The organism is Nostoc sp. (assembly GCF_036917395.1).
Taxonomy (GTDB): domain Bacteria; phylum Cyanobacteriota; class Cyanobacteriia; order Cyanobacteriales; family Nostocaceae; genus Nostoc.
This window is the reverse complement of record NZ_JBALDI010000004.1, coordinates 285,155-307,874: the sequence shown is the minus strand read 5'-3', so window position 1 is coordinate 307,874 and position 22,720 is coordinate 285,155. Positions and strand designations below refer to the sequence as shown.

Sequence of the window (22,720 nt, the reverse complement as noted above, 5' to 3'; positions counted from 1 at the left end):
TAACTCCTAACTTTCTTTAAATACCCGCACCATCTAGAAACTGCTGTATTGCCTTATCTCTAAGGTTACACACAAGAGCATCTTGTGAGAAATCAGCTTGGTTAGAAGCCACACAACCTGTCAAGACAAGAGTTTTTCCAGAAGAGTTGGTGCGCCCAAGAGTTTGTATTTGTTCTTCCAGCGCCTCAATCCGGTCTACTAAAGCACGAATTACTTCAGCTTCCGAATCTGGTAAGTTACTGTGTTCAAGAGGTGCAACCCGGACTCCAGAACGATATATAATCCGTCCAGGCACGCCCACAACAGTACAGTCAGAAGGGACATCCCTGAGAACAACAGACCCAGCGCCAATACGGACATTGTTGCCAATTTGGATATTGCCCAGTACCTTCGCTCCAGCTCCTACTACGACATTTTCACCCACAGTGGGATGGCGCTTGCCACATTCTTTACCAGTACCTCCAAGAGTGACACCCTGATAAATTAGAGCATAGTTTCCCACGATCGCAGTTTCACCAATTACTACACCCATCCCGTGGTCAATAAACACACTTTGCCCAATTGCTGCACCAGGATGGATTTCAATTCCAGTCAAAAACCGAGCCAAGTGAGAAATCAGGCGAGGAATAAGGGGAAGACCAACAGTATAAAGCCAGTGAGCCAGCCTATGGAATAGCAAGGCTTGCAAACCAGGGTAACAAAATAAAACTTCCAACCAGTTACGGGCAGCTGGGTCACGTTCAAAGATGATACGAAAGTCAGCACGTAGTATAGATAGCACGAGATAGCACCCTCGGAAAGCACAACAAGCGACTCTCCCATATTATCCTCTCAGGTATTAGGGACTTCCAAATAAAAAAATATTCCAAAACTGACGCAAAAATCCTCTTTATTTCTCTTCTCTGTGTTCTCTGCGCGGCAGTCGCTCATGGGGGAAACCCCCAAGACCGCGCTGCCTTGTCTCTGTGGTTCGTTTATTTGGATAATTTATTTCTTGGAAATCCCTTACACCTAAAAATTGTGAATGGGGCATTGGGCATTAATCACTTGACTCCTAACTCCTGTACAGACGCGATTAATCGCGTCTCTACTCCTAACTCCTAACTCAACACTCCCCATCACTACTGCTCCACTGTCAGAGTATAATCACGCTTCACCCCAGGATTAAATGTACCCACCCAAATCCGATAGGTACCACTTTTCCAGTTGCGATCGCTAACGCTAGCATCTTTACTTTTGCCAGTGTCATCACCGCAACGAATTGTCGTTTTATCTGGACCTTGAATCAGTAAAGTCGTGTCGTTGTTGTTGCTATCGACTTGTATTGTCAGCTGGGAAAAGTCCTTTTCCAAAACCATAATATGATCTGGAGTCGGATCGGCAAAGCCAATACAGGCTTTTTGATCGCGATCGCGGTTACTTATGGCAGACAATGAGTAAGAACCACCTGTAAACCCCTGCACTCTTCCTTGTGCTGGATCAAAGTTTGTTGATAAATTGAAAGTACCAAAATTTGCTGTCTCTGCTATTACAGGGGTAGCTGTGATGGCGGTAAGTATAGCCAACAGCCAGCCGCCGTGAAACTGAAGTCGGGGGCGACAGTATTTCATAGTAGCCCTCCAACAGGCTTTTAAATTAGTAGTGATATATACATATTCTACTGAAAAAATTCTAGTGAAATTTCAGTTGCTTGTGACACATTAAAATGTGCCACAATAAAGGGTTTTGAAAGCAGACAGCTTAACTCTTTCAATATTTCTAGTTCTGATGGATTGTGTGTTTTCTGAGTTTACCCCCACCTTTGCCGTTGATAGAAAAAGCAATCAAAAAGTTGCGTAACCACTTACGGTGATAATAAAAACCATTGAGTATCTCAAATACTAAAGAAAATATACGTAAATATAATGGAATAAGAAAGTGCAGAAGTTTAAAAAATTTTTAACCTTCTGCATTTTAAACTTCTATGAAAATCTCACGAATTATTGAGTTTGAAGAAAACGCCACCTTTGAGCGATCGCGTGTCAGTTCCATAACTACTGACTGTGAGCGATCGCAAATTGTTAAAAAATGGTTTACCTAAGACTTCCACTAACTTCAGAATCGGTACTTGACGCTCTAACAAATTCTGGCTCTTTGTCCAGTCAAGATATATATAGCCTTGGTTTGGTAAGGGAATCGCAGCGATACTATCTTTGAAATTGGGATTGTCAATTATGGAATTATCCTTAATTGTGAGAATTTCATCCATCGTCTCTAAGTCAGAGGTGAAAATTTCGTAATTTCCTAAAGTTGTATGTAATCCCTGCACTTTTGTTTCAATGCTGAAGGATGCTCCCTTTTTAACATCACTTTTTTTTGTAGCCGTAGTTAACTCTGTCCAAGCGGAGATTTTTTGCTTGTCTATAGTCAGGAGATTAATGCTGAGTCCGTTAGATGAGGCGATCGCATCTAATCGAGTAACACCTTGTTCTACAGCCTCGGATTTTTCCACCACAAAAATCCAATGAGGGGTTGTTTGCTCTTCTGGTAACAATGCTATGGCATATTCTCCCTGTACCCAACTGAAAATATCCTCTGGGAAGTTTATCCCCCAGCGTTTTTGAACATCCGCCAAAGGTTTTGCTAACCGAGAAACCACATCTTCCTTAGAACCATATATAGTTGCTGTTGCTTGTCTCCAAAGTTTGGCTACATCACTATCACCCAAATTACTTAAATTCGAGCCAGAAATTGCCAAACCTGCGGACGCTGGAATATACTGCAATGCTCCCACAGGTTTAGATAGCGGTGGGGATGGAGGGACAATTTCCGATGAAGTCAGAAAGGTAGTTTCTGCTAGCAATCCTTTGGGGTTCAACGCCAAGGAAATAATTTGGCTGTTATAAAGTTGTTCTGGCAGTTCTAACCCTTGCCATTTTGCCACAATGGGAAGATTCAAGAAAGCTACAGCTAAACCCCCTTTGGGAAGTTGTTTTGTAGCTTTTTCGTATTCGGGGGAGCTAGTCAAATTCAGATCGGGCGCTTGGACGTTATTAATCGCGTTTCGCAACACTTTCAGATCGTTGGCAAACAACACAAAGTCTTCACCAACAACAGCACCAGCAAGCAAGTCCTGCTCTGGTTGAGAATTGTCAGAAATCAGCTTTACGCCTTTGTATTGTTCAACAGCTAAATTTGCTCCAGCTAACGCCCGTTTGGAAAACAATAACTCCACAAACTCGCGGCTTTTCTCCGGTTGCTGGGTTGAGAGTGCTAACAGATACCCTGGTTGCTGTCCATTTTCTAGATCGCGATCAATATCTAAGGTGGTGATAGCTAATGTAATTTCGTTCCCTAACCAGGGTTGAATGTCTTGTTTGTAATCTATGCCACTCTTGGCGAATAAACTGGTTTTGAGTTTAGATAGTTCCTCTTCTTGCTCCAACGCCTGCAACCGGTCAGGATTCGCCAGTAATGAAACCATTACGGGGGAAAGTTTTGACACGAATATAGCTGCACCAGGCTGGGAGGTAGAACCAATCAGGTTAGCTGGACTTTTGGCGAAAAACCAGTAAAAGCCAGCGATCGCAATCACTAGCAGTGCGATCGCACCTGCGACGATAAAACCAATAAATGAACGTTGCCTATTCACATTAAACCTTTAATAAAGACGGTTTACAGCCATTTAAGCAGAAAGCTTACCAGGATATATCAGCCTTCTTGAGAATGGATACTCATGCAAAGGCAGAGATTTTCTGTAACCATAAATAGTATTAGGACTCTTTATAGGGAATTCTTTTAGTCAACCCATGAACCAGATTAGTGTAGAAGAACTGGCACAACGTCTTTCTTCTGATGATGCAAATATTCAGCTAGTAGATGTACGAGAACCACAAGAATTGGCGATCGCCAGCATTGAGGGCTTTATCAACCTACCCCTGAGTCAATTTGCCGAATGGGGAGATCAAGTCCCTAACCTCTTCAATCCCCAAGCTGAAACCCTTGTGTTATGCCACCACGGCATCCGCTCTGCCCAGATGTGCCAGTGGTTGATTGCTCAAGGTTTTACAAATGTGCAAAATATTTCGGGTGGTATTGATGCTTACTCTCTGTTAGTAGACCATTCAATTCCTCAGTATTAGTTTGTGTTTAGGGTGCATTACTCAGATGGAACTTACTCTTCCATCTGGCTTTTACTATTGTGAAAACAGCAGTAGATAAGTTTAGAGGCTTGCCACTTTCGGGAATTTGTACATATTTACGGAACTTTTCGACCCCAATCTTCACGGCGATCGCCGCAAAAATACGTATCTAATAATACTTTTGTCACTGTATAATTATGCAAATATAAGTCGAGAAAGGATGCTGTAAATTCAAACTTTCAGCTTTTGCTGCAAAAGCCTAAATTCTGTTTCGAGCGCACTTTGAAAGAGTGCTGTATGTAAACCTTAAAATTAATTATCACAAGATAATTGTATAATTTATGATCTTAATTAATTATTAATATTCTTTGTTTTCGATCAAATCAACGAATTTTTCCAGAGTTTGATTAAAATTTGCCTCTAGCAAAACATACCCTATGGAAGTCCAGTTAACAAATCGACAACAGCATATACTTTGGGCAACGGTACGTCACTACATTGCTACAGCAGAGCCTGTTGGTTCAAAGGCTTTGGTCGAAGAGTACGACCTGGGTGTAAGTTCAGCCACAATTCGCAATGTGATGGGCGTTTTAGAAAAGTCTGGATTACTCTACCAACCACATGCCTCTGCCGGACGAATACCTTCAGACTCAGGCTATCGCATTTATGTTGACCAGCTAATTACACCTTCGCTGCGAGACCCAACTCTTAGAGACGCTCCGCGAACGGCAAGCTCAGGGCATCGCGCTACGCGAACGGAAACTTTAGGACGAGAAGTAGAAGTGGCACTACAAAAGCGCCTCCAGTGGGAAGATTGGAGTTTAGAAACCCTACTGCAAGGAGCCGCACAAATTTTAGCAACCTTAAGTGGTTGCATTAGCTTGATTACGATGCCGCAAACAACTACAGCGCTATTGCGACATCTGCAATTAGTGCAAATTGAAGCCGGACGGATCATGTTAATTGTAGTGACCGAAGGTTATGAAACACATTCCAAGTTGATGGATTTGTCGCCAATAGCAGAGGAAACACAACGGGATTCAGAGGTAATTGATCGCGAGTTGCAGATTGTTTCTAACTTTTTGAATAGCCACTTGCGGGGGCGAAGTCTGTTGGAATTAGCCAACCTCAACTGGAGCGAACTAGATCAGGAGTTCCAACGCTACGGGGAATTCTTGAAAAATTCAGTTGCAGAATTGACTCGTCGCACTCTTGCGCCAACTGCAACACAAATTATGGTTCGGGGTGTGTCAGAAGTTTTGCGCCAGCCGGAATTTTCCCAGTTACAGCAGGTACAAACGATTATCCACCTGCTGGAAGAAGAACAAGACCAACTATGGCGATTAATATTTGAGGAACCAGAGCCTGAGGATGGTGGTAAACCAAAGGTAACGGTTCGCATTGGCGCAGAAAATCCTCTAGAACCGATACGTACCTGTACCTTAATTTCTTCCAACTATCGCCGAGGTTCGGTACCAGTAGGAAGTGTGGGGGTTTTGGGACCAACGCGTCTAGATTATGAAAGTGCGATCGCAGTCGTGGCATCTGCTGCTGATTACCTCTCAGAAGCTTTCAGTTATTTCAATCCTTAAGGTGATGTTTAGTGACAAGCCGCTACGGGTATAGGCAAGTGAACAATACCATTGCAGGCAGATAGCCCAATTTGTAGCGGCACAATCAATAATTAATCCTACTTAAATCTTTCATGGTAAGAAAAATTGCCTTTGGCGTGCTGTGGCTGGGATTCATTGTCTATGCTTTTTTCCTCGCTCCTCCTGAGCAACCCGGTACATTAGAGTTAATTAAAAACCTTTCTAGTGGTCAGTGGCAAGGCGTTAACCCGTTAGTCATAGCACTATTCAACCTCATGGGTATCTGGCCTCTCATCTACAGTGCAGTAGTGTTTATTGACGGTAGAGGGCAAAAAATACCTGCTTGGCTATTTGCTACTGCCTCTTTCGCAGTCGGGATATTTGCCTTATTACCCTACTTAGCCCTTAGGGAACCAAATAACAAGTTTGTCGGTAAAAAGAATGCCTTGCTCAAGCTGCTAGATTCTCGTGTTACTGGGGTTGTTTTGACAGTAGCCACGGTTATTCTAATTGCCTATGGTTTAACAGGAGGAGATTGGGGTAATTTTGTGCAACAGTGGCAAACAAACCGCTTCATCAATGTAATGAGTTTAGATTTCTGCCTACTTTGCCTATTATTTCCTGCATTACTAGGGGATGATATGGCGCGTCGCAGTTGGAATCCCCAGTTTTTCTGGTTAATAACGTTGATACCGCTATTCGGCCCATTAATTTATTTATCTGTGCGTCCACCTTTACAAGAAGTGGGTGTAGAGTCAATATCCAAGCAGCCAGCAGCGAATTGAAGAATAAAGTGCGTTTTTCACAATCCAAAATCTAAAATCCAGAATGGTATTACCCAAAATCCCCTTTTTCAGTAGATCGGGGATTTTCTGTTGCGGGTGCGTAAATCCCAAGAGAAAATTTTTTTTAAAAGTACTTTACAAAACGCAATAAATCCTTTAATATGTGTAACAGGTAGTCAAACCTACCTAATTCATTCGCAAATAATCGCATTTATAAAACAATGACAACAACCATTCAACGTCGCGAAAGCGCCAACGTATGGGATCGATTCTGTGAGTGGATCACCAGCACCAACAACCGGATCTACATCGGTTGGTTCGGCGTAGTCATGATCCCCACCCTGCTAGCCGCCACCGCTTGCTTCGTAATCGCCTTCATCGCCGCACCTCCAGTAGACATCGATGGTATCCGTGAACCCGTGGCAGGTTCATTAATCTACGGAAACAACATCATCTCTGGTGCAGTAGTACCTTCCTCCAACGCCATCGGTTTGCACTTCTACCCAATTTGGGAAGCAGCATCCTTAGATGAGTGGTTGTACAACGGCGGTCCTTACCAACTAGTAGTTTTCCACTTCCTGATTGGCATATTCTGCTACATGGGACGTGAATGGGAACTATCCTACCGCTTAGGAATGCGTCCTTGGATTGCTATAGCCTATTCTGCTCCAGTAGCAGCAGCAAGTGCAGTATTCTTGGTATACCCAATCGGACAAGGTTCCTTCTCTGATGGTATGCCCTTGGGTATAAGTGGAACATTCAACTTCATGATTGTCTTCCAAGCAGAACACAATATCTTGATGCACCCCTTCCACCAATTAGGTGTAGCAGGTGTATTCGGTGGAAGCTTGTTCTCTGCAATGCACGGAAGTTTGGTAACATCTTCTTTGGTTCGTGAAACCACCGAAACCGAATCACAGAACTACGGTTACAAGTTCGGTCAAGAAGAAGAAACCTACAACATCGTTGCAGCCCACGGCTACTTCGGTCGTCTAATTTTCCAATACGCTTCTTTCAACAACAGCCGTTCACTGCACTTCTTCCTAGCAGCATGGCCTGTAATCGGCATCTGGTTCACCGCCTTGGGTGTAAGCACAATGGCGTTCAACTTGAACGGTTTCAACTTCAACCAATCAATCATTGATTCTGAAGGTCGTGTGATTGCGACTTGGGCAGATGTAATCAACCGGGCTAACCTGGGTATGGAAGTAATGCACGAGCGCAACGCTCACAACTTCCCCTTAGATTTGGCAGCAGGTGATTTTGCTCCTGTAGCTCTTACCGCTCCTGCTATCAACGGTTAATTCTGAAGATTAGCTAAATAAAAAAGCGCTCTCCCAAATTGGGAGGGCGCTTTTTAGTATCAACGATAATAGCGCTTAATTCTGGCAGCGCATTCTTAGTTGAGCGTGCGGTAGTGTAAAAACAACTCACTTCCAACTTGACGAGTTTCGACAAGTTGCAGATGAGGAGCAGCATTGGGAAGAAAACCCTCTCCCTCTACTGGGGTAGGGGCGTCCTTTCCTCCATAAATGACGGGCCAAATTGTCAACCACCAATCGTCAATTCGCCCAGCCTTTACTAGAGAAGCTGTTAAAGAGCCGCCTCCCAAAGCAACGACCTTGTGAATACCCCGCTTTGCCATCAAGCTGTAGGCTCGATCCCAGTCTAGGTCTGTATCTCCCAAATCAATTAATTCAGCCAGTTTTTGCAAGGTTGTTGTATCAGAACTGCGCTCTAAACCAGTCCGTGTCGTAAATATCCATCGCTCAATGTCCTCGCTTAAAAAAGCGAAGTCCAGCGATAGGTCAAGGGAACCTGAGACAACGCAGATAATGGGCTGAGGAGACTGACCCCGAACCTCACGTGCTGTCAACAATTCGGGATTGCAAATTGTAAAAGTTACCTCTTCTTCAGCCCGAATCGTTCCTGCTCCTACCAGAATAAGATCAGCAAGGGAAACTTGATACTGTACGTGTGCTTGATCAGCGGCATCGGAATCACGGGGTGCTTTAAGATCTACGGCGCTAATCTTTCCATCGACGGTCATGGCAAGAACCACAGTTGTTTGGATAGCTGACATGATTACGTTCTGACAGTTCTTTATAATTTTACCTTTTTGAATTCTTTGCCATGAATAGTTGTTGCATTGTGCTTTAAATCACTTTTCAAGCTATGGCTCAAGGTGGTAAAAGAATTCTCGTTGGATGATTAGCAAGAGTCAATCTTTTTACACCTAAGAGACTGTCATGCTCAAACACATATCTGCAATTGTAGTTGTCTTAATTTTAATTTCGGGGTTTGGGGAAAAAGGGAATGGGATTGCGGTTTGAATTCACCTTTCCCCCTTGCCCTCGGGCAGCACCCACTACTAAAAGAGATATTTTCCACAGATGGAGGCGAGCAGGTGATGGACTTATGGAGCGATCGCCATTACTCATGCATTATAACTGGCAGACGAAGCTCGATTATTGTTTCGCTTTTTGTAATTACTTAATCTCCTTTCGCAATAATTCTGGAATCTGAGAAGGACGTTCAGCTACTGGAACTTGCGCTTCTTTTAAAGCAGCTAATTTACTTTGGGCTGTGCCAAAATTAGGATCGCGTCCGATAACCGTTGCTAAAGTCCCAGTTTGACGCCAACTCTTTCCTGGTGGCGCTTGTCTACCTGCAATGTAGGCAATTACTGGTTTATCAATTGCCTCAGCAATGTACCGGGCTGCTGCTTCTTCACTACCACCACCAGGTTGACCGACTAAAACTATCGCCTGTGTGGTTTCATCCTCATCGAGAATTTGCAGCCATTGGAGAAAGGAAGAACCGACGATCGCATCACTACCAATACTGACACTAATCGACTGCCCCAAACCGGCTTTTGTTAATTCGTAAGCAACTTCGTAGGTGAGGGTGCTGCTACGACTAACGATCCCCACTGTTCCAGGAGTATAAAACTCGCTAGGTTGAGTACCCAAAAGAATTTTTCCCGGCACAATGATCCCAGGACTGTTGGGCCCGATTACCAAAGTTTCACATGCCTCGGCTTTGCGGAGTAATTGCACCATATCCAAAGGCGGCACGCCAGCGGTAATAATAATGATCTGGCCAATATGAGATGCGATCGCCTCTAATGCCGCATCTAGCACGTCGTAAGGATCTACACAGATAATTGTCGTGTCAATTGCCCCAAATTGTTCTATTACCTCCTCTACTAAGTCAAATACTGGCAGTCCATGCAGTTCCTGTCCGCCACATCCAGGATTGACACCTGCTACTAAATTCGTGCCATAAGCTTGCATTTGAGCAACATGAGTGCCTGATATAAATTCACAAAAGCCTTGAATTAACACTTTGCTATCTGGCGTTAGGTTCATAAAAAATTACTCTAAGTTTGGCAACCCAGTGCCTTGAATTACTGGGCATAAAAACGACACGTTTACAGTGTCGTATTGATTCAATTTTTACTGAAATTACAAAAACTAGTTTTGAGGCTAAGTGTTCAAAAAATCGGAAAACCCGCCTCTAGCTAGGAATATTCAGTTTGAATGTACTATATAATTTAGTCCCAGGAAGCAAAGCTGTACTTGTTTTCAGCATCAAATTCAAAAATTTATGCCCAGCGGTAAAAATTAATAATTTCTGATTTTTGAATTGTCACAAAATGACACTCACTATTTCCTATGAGCTGTTGGTTTAGCAAGACGAACTGCTGCCGCCACTGCCTCATCTAAATTTTCTACCACAAGGAGCGCGTCGTTGTGGGTTTTTAGTGTTGCTAAATATTGTCTAGCAGCATTGAATTCAGAACCAGCAAGACGAACAACTAAGGGTGAAAAATTCCGCTCTCGCCGACTTTTACTACCATTAGAATGTACAACCTGTGATTGAAGTGCGCTGTTGTCTTGCTGCACAACTCTGGCTATAACTTCAGCCACTTCCTCAGTTAGAGGAATGCTACCCAGAAAGTTAATTAGTATTACTTGAATGCTTTTGTCAGCCTCCAGGATTTTCAGACCCATCTCTAGGCGATCGCAGAAGGTAGTTGGTGTCGTATCTGTCAGGAAAACATGACGTAGATTTAAACAAACACCGGGATTACCACCAGCATTAGCGACTAAATCCAAAGTTGCCATCACTGAACCAGTACCATTACCTAAAATACCGATTTTTCCATGCATTTTCACACCATCCCAGTCACCCAAAATACCATTGATTTCAGTACTGGTATGACGGCTGATAATTTTTGCCGCCATCTCGGCAAGATCGGGATGACGCTTGATCGCCCGTTCGTTGACCCTGACTTTACCATTAAGAGCCATAACTTGACTAGTAGCACTGACTGCCAAGGGATTAATTTCGACTAAATCCAGGTCTTTTTGCACAAATAACTGGTACATTTTCTCTACAACGCTGCTTACCGACTGCATCAGCGTCCCCTGTAAACCCATTTTCAAAGCCAATCGTCGGGCATAAAATGGCGAGAATTCTTGTTCCACGACAACATAGTGCATTTTTTCCCCAGCGGATTCCCAATCGATGTTTGCTTCTTTGCAACCTAAAAGTACCGGTCGGCAAACAGCAGTGTCTAAAACCACCGCTAGATAAAATTCCTGGTTGGCGTCGTATTGAGATTCTGCTAGCACAACTTCTGGCAATTCGCCCCATATTGGTAGACTAAAGATATTTTGAGCAGCGGCGATCGCATCGATAGTCGTTTCGGCAAACCTGACTCCACCTGCTTTTGCCCGTTCTGCTCCATGTACTTGAGATTTCAGTACAATCGGAAAGCGAATTTTTAAACGTTTCAAATCTGTAGGATGGTCAATTCGTTGCGAAGGCAATACAGGAATGCCTATTTTCCCAAACCATTCTTTAACTTGATATTCTAATAAATCCATTGATACACCTTGTATTGACACTTTCCAAGCCTTTATTTAGTGCTGTCTTAATATTTGGCAGCACCTTTATTGCATAATTAAGCTTTTGTTAGCTATAAAAATTTATTTTTCACGGATCAATTTTATCGAATTCAGCAAATGAGGTACATTAATTTTGATAGCCAACCTGTTTGTGCCAGAGCCACAACACGTAATTAATCTCCTCAGTAAGTTTTCCAGCATAGAAGATAACTACCATTTCTGTCAAAACCCTCTGACATAGCATCGTTTTCTTAACCCTTGGATAATTTTGTCACAACTGTGCAACTGGAATTTTGCACAGCAGTAGCTCCTGTGAGTTTAATTGTCACGAAATAATACAGTTAAAATACTCAAAAACTCTATTATTCCCATTTTTTATTTGCAATTTATATCTAAAGACAGATTATTTAATTTTGCATCTAGTACTGTGAAAATGTAGCGACATGAACAATTACTGCTCTTTGAATTTTTGGTGAAAAGTTAAAATTTATGTTAGAAAGTTGGTCGTTCAGATTTTCAGGCTGTGGTTGGTTAAACTGTGCATTTGCATTCAACAAACCTAAAAAGTTCATTTCATCTCCTTAAAGATAATCAAAACAATATAGAAGTTCAGCGGGAAAGCTCTATGAAAGTAGCAGTCCAGCAGGAAGATTTACAGCTTTTAGCCAAAACTTTGCAGGAACAATTACTTGTAGAAGTCTCAACGGCTGAAGTCTTCGAGGTTAAGTGTGCTGTCAATAAAGACGGGCTAATGATTTTAACGCAACATGAATCAGATGTAATAGTTGACGCTCAGATAATCTTTGCAGTCCTTTCTCAAGGACTTCAGTCTATAGCACCCAACACAGAGCAGCGAGTGCAATGTTTCCTCAGAGTTTTTGGTGAACAACTCCCTTATGCCAAATGTTTTCTACCCCTGAAGCAGAGGGAGGGATGGGGAGATGAGGAAGATGGGGGAGATGGGGGAGATGGGGAACCAGGGGAACCAGGGGGGCAATACTTTTCTGCCATTTCATCATCTCTGACCTATTCTTCATCACTCGATGAGATTGAGGAAAAGAAACCGTTTGACCCGTTTGCAGATGCGCCGAATTTGCCGATTTTAAAGCCAGCATCTCAAATCAAACCTATCTTACTGGGTGCAGCTTTGGTAGGAATTGTAGTCTTAGGCGGTGGTACTTACTTTTTGACTCGCCCTTGTGTAATGTCTGAGTGTAAAGAAATACAAAATGCCGAACAATTAAAAACAAGATCCCCGCAACTGATGCGCCGCGCTAAGTCTGAAAAAGAATTAGTAGCTGTACAACAGCAGCTTACAACAGCCAATGCAGCCCTGAATGCAATTCCTAGTTGGTCGTCCCGTTTCCAGGTGTCAGAAGAACTAAAAGCAAGTTTGTCTGGACAGTCAGAAAAAATCAACCAGGTGGTCAAGGCTTTACAGACTGCATCTTTAGCGACACAAAAAGTTCAAACTCCTGCAAATAGCCTAAAGGAATTACAAAGTAGGCAACATTTATGGCAACAGGTTATAACACCACTAGAAGCTATAAGTTCCGATAATGAACTTTATGGGCTAGTGCAAGGGAAATTATTTGATTATCGTCTGCGTTTGCAGGCTGTAAATCAGCAGATATTTACTGAGGAAAAATGGCTGAAAAAAATAACAGCAGCAAAAGCTGTAGCTAATGCAGCCAAGAATCGGGAAGCTACTGCTAAATCTTTGAATGACTGGCAAAAGATTCAGTCTACTTGGCTGGTAGCCATTAATGCCTTGAATAGCATTCCCTTAACTAGCCCAGGATACCAAGAAGCCGAAAAGCTGTTGGTAGATTATAAACCTAAACTAGTAGCGGCACGCGATCGCGCTACTAAAGAACAATTAGCTGCTAGAACCTACCAACAAGCCGTTAGCACCGCCAAACAAGCCAAAGTTTATCAGCAACAAAACCAATGGCAAGCAGCGGCGACATACTGGGATCAGGCTTTGCAAACTGCTAAAAAAGTTTCCCAAGATAGCTTGTACTACACTCAGGCTCAGTCTCTCATCGAACCCTATTCAACAGCCCTCAAACAAGCACAAGACAAACTACAAGTTGTTAGTAGTTTGCAACAAACCCGCACTGATTTGGATAAAACCTGTATTAATGGAATTCGGATTTGCACATTTAGCATAGACAAAACAAGAATTATTGTTCGGTTAACGCCTGAGTATGACCAAATAAGGCAAAATAATTTGGCTAATCCTTATTCTGAAAATTCTAATACTGCTGTTGATGTTACCAATCACTTGCAAATCTTACGGGAAGCTTTAGCTGTAATTAGTGACAATGCAAACTTGTCCCTTTTCCTCTACGATTCTCAAGGTCAGGTAATTTATACGCGGACTTTGGGTGGGTAAGTAGAAAAGTTAGGAGTTAGGAGTTAGAAGTTTTTTAATTGGAAGTCCCTAAAAGGATATTAAGCTGTTCCACATTTAACTTAGCAAAGTTTCTTTGCTCGTGCCCCACTCCCCACAACCATTACTTTTCGCACCCTGAACCATTTTTGTAAATTTTCACTTTTAGCTTGTCTGTTCAATTGTGCTTAAATACGAAATTTCATCTTCTGATCGCAATCACAGATCAGATTCGGGTACTCTCAAAATCGCGCTGATTGCGTTTGTGGGGAAGGCTTTCTGAAGAAGCGATCGCTCAACTGAACCGAGCGCTATTGATTGCTCTTGATCTGCCAGGGCAAGATGATAAAATACTCTTGGATGTAGATTAATTCCCTCACCTTATTAACTGCGCGGCGGAATTGAAAAATTGACGACACAACCCCTTCGTGACTAAAACTGTTGTCAACAAGTTAGCGAAAGCAACCATGAACATAATCAAAATTTCGTAAGATACTGCGTCCAGAGGTTTTACACCAGCTAATAACTGTCCGGTGGTAATTCCTGGTATTGCGACCATACCTATGAGGATCATTTGATTGAGAGTGGGAATCAATCCGGCTCTGATGGCGTCTTTGCGGTACTGGCTAACTGCTTGCTCTGGAGTTGCGCCTAAGCTCAAATAGGTTTCTATTTCGAGATGGCTGGAATTAATGGTGCTGACAAGGCGATCGCCTGCTAACGCAGCTGCATTGGTAGCATTACCTAAGACTATCCCTGCTAGGGGAATTATATACTGTGGTTCATACCATCTTTCTGGTTGAATGATCAAGAAGTTGGTGTAAAGCACTGTCAGGGCGGTACTAATTAAAATTGCACCCCACACCAAAGGCAACACATAAGGAATTTTTGGAGTAATGCGATTTCGTGCGACAATCGCCGTAATTGTCAGCATTATTGCTAATAGCGCCAAAACTGCCCAAGCATTGTCTAAAGCCAAGATGAAATCTAAAATGTATCCCAATACAAGTAGTTGTAAGATGGTTCTTCCAGTAGCAAGGGCTAAGTTAAACTCTAATCCTAATTTTTCCCACGCAGATAAACCAATGGCGATCGCCATCAATCCCACAGCAATAGCTAAATCCACGAAATCCAGCTTGATCAGATCCTGCATAGGTTCTCTATCTCCTGGTATTTTCTTTTCAAAGCAGTCCACATGCCTGGAACTTTGATCCGATGTGTTGGATCTTGGTTGATATATATCACTTTCATCAATTCAAAATTCAAAATGGTACGACCAAAACATGGCAAACACCTAGTATATCTACTATCTGTAAATTAAATGTGCGGTAGTTTACCGCCCCAGAATTTAAGTAAAAACCCTAATAGATGCGTATCTTGGGCGATAGTCTTTTAATAGCTCCCCTTTGATTAATAATTCAATCAGCAAAAATTGACTGTCGAAGTGCATCCTTTGTATCTCCCGATAAAATGAGAACTCATGATCCAAAGTGTAAATCCCATCCCTGCCTTTGATATTAAGCAGCAATACACCACCATCGAAGCAGAAGTAAGTGCAGCTGTATTAGAGGTTCTGGCTTCTGGTCGCTATATTGGCGGCCCCCTAGTCGAAGGCTTTGAGCAACAGTTTGCTACTTATAATACTGTTACTGAATGTGTGGCTTGTAATTCTGGTACTGATGCGCTCTACTTAGCATTACGAGTCTTGGAAATTGGTGCAGGCGATGAAGTGATTACAACGCCTTTCACCTTTATTGCGACATCTGAAGTGATTAGCGCCGTGGGTGCAAAGCCTGTTTTCATTGATATTGACGCTACTACGTTTAATTTGGATGTAGAACAAGTAGCGGCGGCGATTACACCCAAAACTAAAGCGATTATCCCGGTTCACCTATTTGGCCAACCTGTGGATATGACATCATTGATGGCTCTTGCTCAGTCTCACAATTTGTCAATAATTGAAGATTGCGCTCAGTCTACAGGCGCAATTTGGGCTGATCAAAAAGTAGGAAGTATTGGACATATTGGTTGCTTTAGTTTCTACCCTACCAAAAATCTTGGTGGTTGCGGCGATGGCGGGGCAATAACGACTAATGACCCAGCGATCGCTACTAAACTGCGAATATTACGGGATCATGGTAGTAAAATTCGATATTTACACGAGGAAATAGGTGTAAATAGCCGTTTAGATGCTCTCCAAGCAGCTATATTGCAAATTAAGCTGCGTTATTTAGATATTTGGAATGATCGCCGCCGAGATATCGCCAATTATTACTATCAGTTCCTTAGTCAAGTTCCGGGGATCGTCCCGCCCCAAGAATTACCTGGGGGTATTGGGGTATGGAATCAATACACTGTTCGCATATCAGGTCAAGGACGAAATGGTTCTAGTGCCAAATATCGAGATTGGGTGCGTAGTCAATTGCAAGAGCAGGGCGTGAGTTCAATGATTTACTATCCCCACCCTTTACATTTGCAGCCAGTTTATCAAAGTCTAGACTATCAAATTGGCGACTTACCAATAGCAGAGCAAGCTTGTCATGAAGTCATATCCTTGCCTATGTTCCCAGAACTGACAGAACAGCAGCAAGACCAGGTGATTTATGCGTTGAAAGAAGTTATGAGTTAGGAGTACAGACGCGATTAATCGCGTCTGTACAGGAGTAGAGACGCGATTAATCGCGTCTGTGCAGGAGTTTTGAATGAATAAGTTTCTTCAACTCATCACTCCTAACTCATTTCATTACTACATTTGCAGTCGCTAAGGCTTCTACTAAGCCACGCACAGCGGCAATCATGGCGACTTCGCTATTAAGTTGGTTGATGGCGGAACCAACACCAACACCAGCAGCACCAGCAGCGATCGCTAATGGTGCAGTAACGTTAGAAATGCCTGAAGCACACAATACTGGCACTGACACCACACGGGAAATCTCAAAAGCTGCTGCCAAGGTGGGAGCAGCTTTTTCAATTAATCCTAAAGTTCCAGGGTGAACTGGGTTACTGCTAGTACCGCCTTCGGTTTGGATAATGTCCGCTCCAGCTTTCACCAGTTCTTCTGCTAACTGTACCTGTTGATCTAGTTCCAAAATGTGGGGAACGGTAACAGATAGGGTGATTTCCGGGAAAAGAGCGCGGGTTTGCTTAGTCAGCGCTAGCACTTCTGGAGCCTCAAAGCGGCGTCCTTGAGCATAGAAGGAATCGAAATTCCCGATTTCAATTAAATCAGCACCAGCTGCCACAGCTTGCACAAATTTCTCTGGTTCTACTGTAGAAACACAAATTGGTAATTTTGTCAAACTTTTAGCTAATTGGACTAAGGCTGGATCGGCGGCAATATCGACAAAAGTAGCACCGCCAAATTCAGCAGCTTTGACAGTCGCAGCGACGCTAGCGGCGTCGAAGTTATTTAAGCCGCTGATCACTTTCAGAACGCGGCGGTTATTAAATGCACGTTGGAGTGGAGAATGCATCGTCATGGTTGGGCTTTTGAAGCTATGAAAATTAGGTATATTCTACCGTCCCTCAGTTGATCGAGAGCCTAAATTACTATGGCAGTTGCCAAATCTTGATAGTTTTATCCTTACCGCCACTAACCAAAGTTTTACCATCCGCACTGAAAGCGATCGCATAAACTTCGGCTGAATGTCCATTAAAGGTGTGTATTAACTCTCCCGTGTTCAGTTGCCAGACTTTTACAGTCTTGTCATCACTACCACTAGCAATATATTCCCCATTTGGGCTGAAGGCGATCGCATTTACATCAGCTAAATGCCCTGGAATGGTGCCGTGCTTCTTCTTGAAATAATTCTGTTGCCTTATGCAAAGCAGTACTTCCTTGGACTTGGGGTGCTAGCTGTTTAACTACACAATGCTCTTTGAGCTTGTCTTCATCCTCTGCCAAAAAAGTTCTGCCAAATCCGCCGCCTCCCAGTGGTTGAATAATGTAGTAGCGGTTTCGTAGCCGTGGTAGTAATCTTGTCCCGCAACTTTGACAAAAATTTATGCCATTAGGGTTGAGGGGCTTCATGCAACTGAGATTGAGGCAGTAGCTCATAGTTAGGCATCTATCACCCGTTGTAATCTATGATAAATACTTCCTGTGCATCCCTTAGTATTTCTGATCGCTATGTTGTAAAATTTTGCTTTTGGAGCTTATTATCCTAATTCAGCTAGGTATTAAATGCAGCATAGCGCCACTATACCTCATAAAGTTCAGTAAATGCCTATACGAAAATAATTAAGTTATGCCTTTCAGGAGGAACACATGACTGAAGAAATAACGGCAAAGTTTGACGAGAAAGAAATACTTGAACTTTGGGATAATAGAGCTACAGACTGGGATATTCAAGTTGGCGAGGATGGCGACAGCAATCGAATTCTAAATTCAGATCCGGTACTATGGAGTTTTGCTGGTAATGTTGCAGGATTGTCTGTCCTTGATGCTGGTTGTGGCACAGGATATCTGGCACGCCAGCTTTGCCTTAAAGGGGCCTGTGTAACTGCTATAGATTTTTCACCTCAGATGATAGAAATTGCCCAATTCAGAGCTAGCCAAAAGAATCTAGATATAGATTTTTATTTGGATTCATGCACTGAACTCAAGTCGCTTCCAGATGAGCAATTTGATATTATCATCTCGAATTACGTTCTCATGGATTTGCTTGATCTCGAAGGAGCAATAAGGGCATTCAATCGTGTTCTTAAGCCTAGTGGTATTGCAATCCTTGTATTCTCACATCCTTGCTTTCCCCAAGGTAGCTCGACGACTGTAAATGAGTATGGGACAGTTTGTTATGGTTGGGCTTCTTCTTACTTTGAAAGGACACAACGCAACGACGAACCTTGGAACCATTTTACAACACCATTTATCTGGTTTCACCGTCCTCTTTCCGACTACTGGAAAGCCTTCAAGGCAGCAGGTTTTTCTGTGGACGAATTTGAAGAACCAAGACTTACCCCAGAGCGATATCATCTTGCAGAAAACGACCGCAAGCTTTTAAATTCCAAAACACGTCCCTATTCGGTAGTTTTTAAACTCCTGAAGGTTAAAAGATTATATAATAGCTAACCCGATAAACTTCTAGTTCCATCCATCTAAGTCTGTAGGGTCTTTTACCACTATCCTAGTCAAACTCTGGAGGCCACAAATCTGCAATTGGTACTTCCCATCCTGGAAGCAGTTCGGGAACTGTTAAAATATCGCCATCACGAAGTATTATTACCTCTTGTCCAAAGTTGTAAACTTCAACAATTCGCTCATCTGGATTGAGCAAAATTCCTACCTTAGTTCCCAAACTTAGAAATTCTTGAATCTTGACTCTCAGATCCTCTAAATTATCACTAGGGGACTTCACCTCTACAGTCAAATCGGGAGCCAATTGAGCAAAAGACTTCGGACTGCGACGCAAGCGTTCGGCTAAAACAAATGAGGCATCAGGTGCGCGTAAATCTGAATTTGGCAATCTGAAACCAGCGCTAGAAGCTGCTGTACGTCCCAGTTTGCGCGGTCTAACCCAGTTACGTAACTGGGCTACCATTTCAGCGGCAACTTCATCTGATTCGTATCCTGATGGACTCATGACAATAATATTACCCTTAACTAGTTCCATGCGATAGTCAGGATGCTGTTGCTGCATTTTTTCCAAGTCTTCAAGCGTTAGGGACATAAAACCTCTAATTATCACACGCCGTGTATTTATATTATGGAGACAACAGACCCCTCTAGGAGCGATCGCTCCATGAATTTCCCAGTCATCGCCAAATCTGTTACTCTAAATACTTTCTATGCTCTGCTGTATCGTCAAAAACAGGAATAAGCAGTAAAATCGAATATTATTGCTTATTTTTCAAAACACTCCATCGCTGTTTGAACTTTCTCAACTTGCCTGGGTGCTTGCATTTCGTGAAAAAGTGCCATCGCTTGTACAAAACTTTCCCTAGTCTGCTCAATTTCACCCATTTTTTTATGAGTCAATGCCAACTGATAATAAGCTTCAGCTAAGTCTGATTTAGCACCTATTTTATCAAGAATTTCTACTGCTTCTGAATGATGAAAAATTGCTCTAGAAAATTCTCCTTCTTCTCGAAAAAGTTCAGCCAGACAACTAATAGCTTTAGCTTTGATCTGAGTAAAGTTATTTTGATCAGAATTCAATATAGCTCGTTGGCACAACTCAAAGGATTTTTTTAAATTACCTAAATTTTTATAAGTTAAGCAGAGAGTTACTAAACTATGCCCTATTCCCCATAAAGTCACTCTAGTTGATGATGACATGGCATAAAAGGCATTTTCAGTAAGATTCAAAGCATCTTCTCTGCTACCAGAGCGTGATTTTATCAAAGCTAAACAGCATTGAGCATATGCCATGTAATCATCAAGGTTGCTATTTTGTTCAGCAAGGCTACAAACAGAATTAAAACAATCTTCGGCTGCTTCTATTTCCCATAATTCAAGTTTGCAAAGCCCTGTATTGAACAAAATAGATATTTTTGTTTTGACATCTAATTCGCCTAATACTTTTCCTGATTTTTCATAACATTCTATAGCTTCTCTAATACACCCGATAATTCGATATGTATACCCAAGTATATTGTAAAGTTTAATTAGTCTTTCTGGCGATTTGATATCGTCTATTATCCGTTTAATGACAGAGAAATTTTTCTGGAGCAGTCCCAGTTGGTAAAACGAGCAACCCAAAGGCAACCCTATACTCCACTGTTCACCTCTTCCTTGTAAAATTACATCACCAGCTTGCTCAAAATCACTAATTTCTACATAGTGATAGTAAGCTTCTAAAGCGGTTAAAGCATCTGTGATATTTTTGATGGCTGCAACTCGTTGCGTCCAAAATTCTGCGGCTTTTCGGTTTACTAATTCCCATTCTTCACTGATTAACCTTAACCTACTGATAGCTTCATCACGAATGACCGGATGCAGCCAGTATTGTCCTTTTTTTGCTTCTATTAAAGACAAATCTTGCAGAGCTTTAATTACACCTCTACGTTTTTGTTCTGGTACATCCCAAAGCGAACATAAAACTCCCTCAATAGGTAATGAAGTAATATCTTGATAACGATAGCATCCTAAACGACACAGGAGACGATAGGCTTCTAAGTCATTTTCTTGGAGACGGGTAAATTGACTGGCGACTAAATCTTTTAACTCTCTTTCTATTAATAAATTTGTACAGTTTTCCTGCCAATAGGCATGTATATCACCAGAAAAATCTGTCAATATTGCTCCTCGGAGAATTTGCATTGCTTTGGCGTTACCTCCACAAGCTTTGCACATTTCACTGAGAATAGTAGAATCACAATTGATGTGGCGACGGCTGAAAAACTGTCGCCACGCTTGCTCATCTAAACCTTCCAGTGGGTAGAGATGAACCTCTACACTTGACTCCCGCAAACGCTCACGACTCGTTACTAAAGTAACTGAATGCACATCCTGATCTGCTAATAGTCTCAATAGTTCAACATAAGGGCGACGAGATTCGAGAATCTTGCCATTTTTATCGAGAGCAGTTTCTAGATTATCGATAAATACCCCAATTTTAGAAGTTTGTTCTCGGAGTTTGCGCCGTAGTCGTTCTAAGCTGATACCAAAGTCGCATCCCGGTTCTTCCTTAAAGTATCGCCGCAGCCATTCCTCAACCACACTCTCCACAGGAGTGAGGTTTTGGATTTCTGTGGCCATCCACAGTTCCAGTACAAAATTAAACTTTTGAGTTTTAAAATACTTACGTGCTAAGGTGGTTTTACCAACACCGCCTTCACCCTGGATGAGAATAACTTTTGCTCCCCGACTCACAAGGGCGTGGAGATCGGCTATTTGGCGATCGCGCCCTACAAAGTTAGAATCTATTTCTTGGGGTTTAGCGTCATAGCCTGCTAAATTAGGAATCTGGGAGATTTGTTGCGACTGTTGGGTTGTTTTAAACCCCTGAACCACGCCTTGAAAAGTAGATTTTGAGACTTTCTCCCCTATAACTTTTGATAGTAAATGCCAAAGTTCTGCGCCAACTGCTTTTAAATGCGCTTCTGTATAACCACGGCTATTGGCAATATCCTGGTAAGTCCGCTTTTCATCCTCCCACAAATGACGCAAGATAATCCTTTGAGTTTTATCTAAGTGTTCTCCTGTCTTGAGAAAAACCAAGTTATCTACAAACTCTAAGGCTTCTTCTGCACCCATTTGCTAGCTTGATGTATCATTTGTAATTCATTATAACCATATTTTTACTACTTCTTCCTACCCTTCATACTACAAAATACTTTTTCATACTCGGTAGGGAACTTACTTTATCTGACTGCAAAGCATTTTAGGCTGTATTACTATTGTAATTAATACAGGCGAAGTTAAGTTAAGCGTTAAGAAAAGGTGGTTGAGGAGAGATTCAGAGAGCGCGACTACTGCAAGCTTAGTAAATCACAGATATTATTTGTTCCTCTCCCATATTAATGACTGATGAAAGTGGTGTCTACTAAACAGGCAGTAGCTATTAACTAATTAGATTCTGTATAAGTCTTTGAATAATTCACCAAATCAGGTAATTATTCACTTGTAAAACTAATCTTCAGACTAGGCATGATTTCCCACATCCTCCTTTTTTAAATGGGACATGAGAAATTAAAAAGAATATTCACTGCTAAAAATTCAGCAACTTTCGTAAGTAAAATTATGGACACAAATCAGGATACGCTTCTATTTCGCTTTGCTTCTAAATCTTTGAAATATTTCTTGTTGGTGCTATTTGGCATTGCGATCGCCTACGTTTTATCCAGTGGTTTAGGTATCTCACAAATCATCCCCATACTGCTATACCTTTTACAACAGTTTTTGCTTCCACTAGGAATTATCCTGTTGTGTTTAATTACAACAGCAATAATTCTTGAATCCCTGCGTTAA

General features: G+C 42.1%; 20 protein-coding genes. 8 read left to right on the top strand and 12 right to left on the bottom strand.

Annotated elements, in window-relative coordinates; genetic code table 11:
* Window positions 1-16: 16 nt before the first annotated feature.
* The 3 genes from cysE to V7K46_RS03660 all read right to left on the bottom strand — a co-directional run bounded on the left by cysE (window position 17) and on the right by V7K46_RS03660 (window position 3,631).
* Entirely contained in the window at window positions 17-781 is a 765-nt protein-coding gene (gene cysE / locus V7K46_RS03670; RefSeq protein WP_335111140.1) for a serine O-acetyltransferase, read from the bottom strand.
* Window positions 782-1,121: 340 nt separating this feature from the next.
* Window positions 1,122-1,610: a hypothetical protein gene (locus V7K46_RS03665; RefSeq protein WP_335111138.1), complete on the bottom strand. Its 489-nt coding sequence runs from the start codon at window positions 1,608-1,610 to the stop codon at window positions 1,122-1,124.
* Between the two features lie 362 nt (window positions 1,611-1,972).
* A complete protein-coding gene (locus tag V7K46_RS03660; RefSeq protein ID WP_335111136.1) occupies window positions 1,973-3,631 on the bottom strand; it encodes a DUF3352 domain-containing protein in 1,659 nt (552 codons plus the stop codon).
* Between the two features lie 157 nt (window positions 3,632-3,788).
* Here V7K46_RS03660 and V7K46_RS03655 point away from each other — a divergent pair, with 157 nt between their 5' ends.
* The 4 genes from V7K46_RS03655 (at window position 3,789) to psbA (ending at window position 7,802) form a co-directional block, all read left to right on the top strand.
* The gene (locus V7K46_RS03655) at window positions 3,789-4,121 is read left to right on the top strand and encodes a rhodanese-like domain-containing protein (protein WP_335111134.1); all 333 of its coding nucleotides are present in this window, start codon (window positions 3,789-3,791) and stop codon (window positions 4,119-4,121) included.
* Window positions 4,122-4,558: 437 nt separating this feature from the next.
* Window positions 4,559-5,713: a heat-inducible transcriptional repressor HrcA gene (gene hrcA / locus V7K46_RS03650; RefSeq protein WP_335111132.1), complete on the top strand. Its 1,155-nt coding sequence runs from the start codon at window positions 4,559-4,561 to the stop codon at window positions 5,711-5,713.
* Window positions 5,714-5,826: 113 nt separating this feature from the next.
* The gene (locus V7K46_RS03645) at window positions 5,827-6,498 is read left to right on the top strand and encodes a DUF2834 domain-containing protein (protein ID WP_335111130.1); all 672 of its coding nucleotides are present in this window, start codon (window positions 5,827-5,829) and stop codon (window positions 6,496-6,498) included.
* Window positions 6,499-6,719: 221 nt separating this feature from the next.
* Window positions 6,720-7,802 (top strand): photosystem II q(b) protein, encoded by a 1,083-nt coding sequence (gene psbA / locus V7K46_RS03640; RefSeq protein ID WP_335111128.1) that lies wholly within the window; start codon window positions 6,720-6,722, stop codon window positions 7,800-7,802.
* Between the two features lie 95 nt (window positions 7,803-7,897).
* On the opposite strand, the gene V7K46_RS03635 is transcribed toward psbA, so the two are convergent.
* The 3 genes from V7K46_RS03635 to V7K46_RS03625 all read right to left on the bottom strand — a co-directional run bounded on the left by V7K46_RS03635 (window position 7,898) and on the right by V7K46_RS03625 (window position 11,393).
* Complete coding sequence (locus V7K46_RS03635; RefSeq protein WP_335111126.1) at window positions 7,898-8,581, bottom strand: RibD family protein; 684 nt, start codon at window positions 8,579-8,581, stop codon at window positions 7,898-7,900.
* A 406-nt stretch (window positions 8,582-8,987) separates the two neighbouring features.
* The gene (locus tag V7K46_RS03630; RefSeq protein WP_298907553.1) at window positions 8,988-9,869 is read right to left on the bottom strand and encodes a succinate--CoA ligase subunit alpha; all 882 of its coding nucleotides are present in this window, start codon (window positions 9,867-9,869) and stop codon (window positions 8,988-8,990) included.
* Window positions 9,870-10,166: 297 nt separating this feature from the next.
* Window positions 10,167-11,393, bottom strand: a complete 1,227-nt coding sequence (locus V7K46_RS03625) for a succinate--CoA ligase subunit beta (RefSeq protein WP_335111124.1) — start codon at window positions 11,391-11,393, stop codon at window positions 10,167-10,169.
* Window positions 11,394-12,039: 646 nt separating this feature from the next.
* On the opposite strand from V7K46_RS03625, the gene V7K46_RS03620 reads away from it, so the two are divergent.
* Window positions 12,040-13,812, top strand: a complete 1,773-nt coding sequence (locus V7K46_RS03620) for a hypothetical protein (protein WP_335111122.1) — start codon at window positions 12,040-12,042, stop codon at window positions 13,810-13,812.
* 373 nt (window positions 13,813-14,185) lie between these two features.
* Here the strand turns inward: V7K46_RS03620 and V7K46_RS03615 are convergent, their stop codons facing one another.
* Window positions 14,186-14,962 (bottom strand): ABC transporter permease, encoded by a 777-nt coding sequence (locus V7K46_RS03615; protein ID WP_335111120.1) that lies wholly within the window; start codon window positions 14,960-14,962, stop codon window positions 14,186-14,188.
* Window positions 14,963-15,289: 327 nt separating this feature from the next.
* Between V7K46_RS03615 and V7K46_RS03610 the strand changes: the two genes are divergently transcribed.
* Window positions 15,290-16,438, top strand: coding sequence for a DegT/DnrJ/EryC1/StrS family aminotransferase (locus V7K46_RS03610; protein WP_335111118.1), 1,149 nt, complete (start codon window positions 15,290-15,292; stop codon window positions 16,436-16,438).
* A gap of 106 nt (window positions 16,439-16,544) precedes the next feature.
* Here the strand turns inward: V7K46_RS03610 and V7K46_RS03605 are convergent, their stop codons facing one another.
* From V7K46_RS03605 to V7K46_RS03595, 3 genes are all read right to left on the bottom strand, one after another.
* Window positions 16,545-17,288, bottom strand: coding sequence for a DUF561 domain-containing protein (locus V7K46_RS03605; protein ID WP_335111116.1), 744 nt, complete (start codon window positions 17,286-17,288; stop codon window positions 16,545-16,547).
* A gap of 70 nt (window positions 17,289-17,358) precedes the next feature.
* On the bottom strand, window positions 17,359-17,562 hold the full coding sequence (locus V7K46_RS03600) for a WD40 repeat domain-containing protein (RefSeq protein ID WP_335111317.1): 204 nt from the start codon (window positions 17,560-17,562) through the stop codon (window positions 17,359-17,361).
* Window positions 17,563-17,572: 10 nt separating this feature from the next.
* The gene (locus tag V7K46_RS03595; RefSeq protein ID WP_335111114.1) at window positions 17,573-17,866 is read right to left on the bottom strand and encodes a 4-Cys prefix domain-containing protein; all 294 of its coding nucleotides are present in this window, start codon (window positions 17,864-17,866) and stop codon (window positions 17,573-17,575) included.
* 210 nt (window positions 17,867-18,076) lie between these two features.
* On the opposite strand from V7K46_RS03595, the gene V7K46_RS03590 reads away from it, so the two are divergent.
* On the top strand, window positions 18,077-18,880 hold the full coding sequence (locus tag V7K46_RS03590; RefSeq protein ID WP_335111112.1) for a class I SAM-dependent methyltransferase: 804 nt from the start codon (window positions 18,077-18,079) through the stop codon (window positions 18,878-18,880).
* A gap of 55 nt (window positions 18,881-18,935) precedes the next feature.
* Here the strand turns inward: V7K46_RS03590 and V7K46_RS03585 are convergent, their stop codons facing one another.
* Together V7K46_RS03585 and V7K46_RS03580 are read right to left on the bottom strand one after the other, a co-directional pair.
* Window positions 18,936-19,478, bottom strand: a complete 543-nt coding sequence (locus V7K46_RS03585) for a Uma2 family endonuclease (RefSeq protein ID WP_335111110.1) — start codon at window positions 19,476-19,478, stop codon at window positions 18,936-18,938.
* Window positions 19,479-19,651: 173 nt separating this feature from the next.
* On the bottom strand, window positions 19,652-22,006 hold the full coding sequence (locus V7K46_RS03580) for an AAA family ATPase (protein WP_335111108.1): 2,355 nt from the start codon (window positions 22,004-22,006) through the stop codon (window positions 19,652-19,654).
* 486 nt (window positions 22,007-22,492) lie between these two features.
* On the opposite strand from V7K46_RS03580, the gene V7K46_RS03575 reads away from it, so the two are divergent.
* Window positions 22,493-22,720 (top strand): hypothetical protein, encoded by a 228-nt coding sequence (locus tag V7K46_RS03575; protein ID WP_335111106.1) that lies wholly within the window; start codon window positions 22,493-22,495, stop codon window positions 22,718-22,720.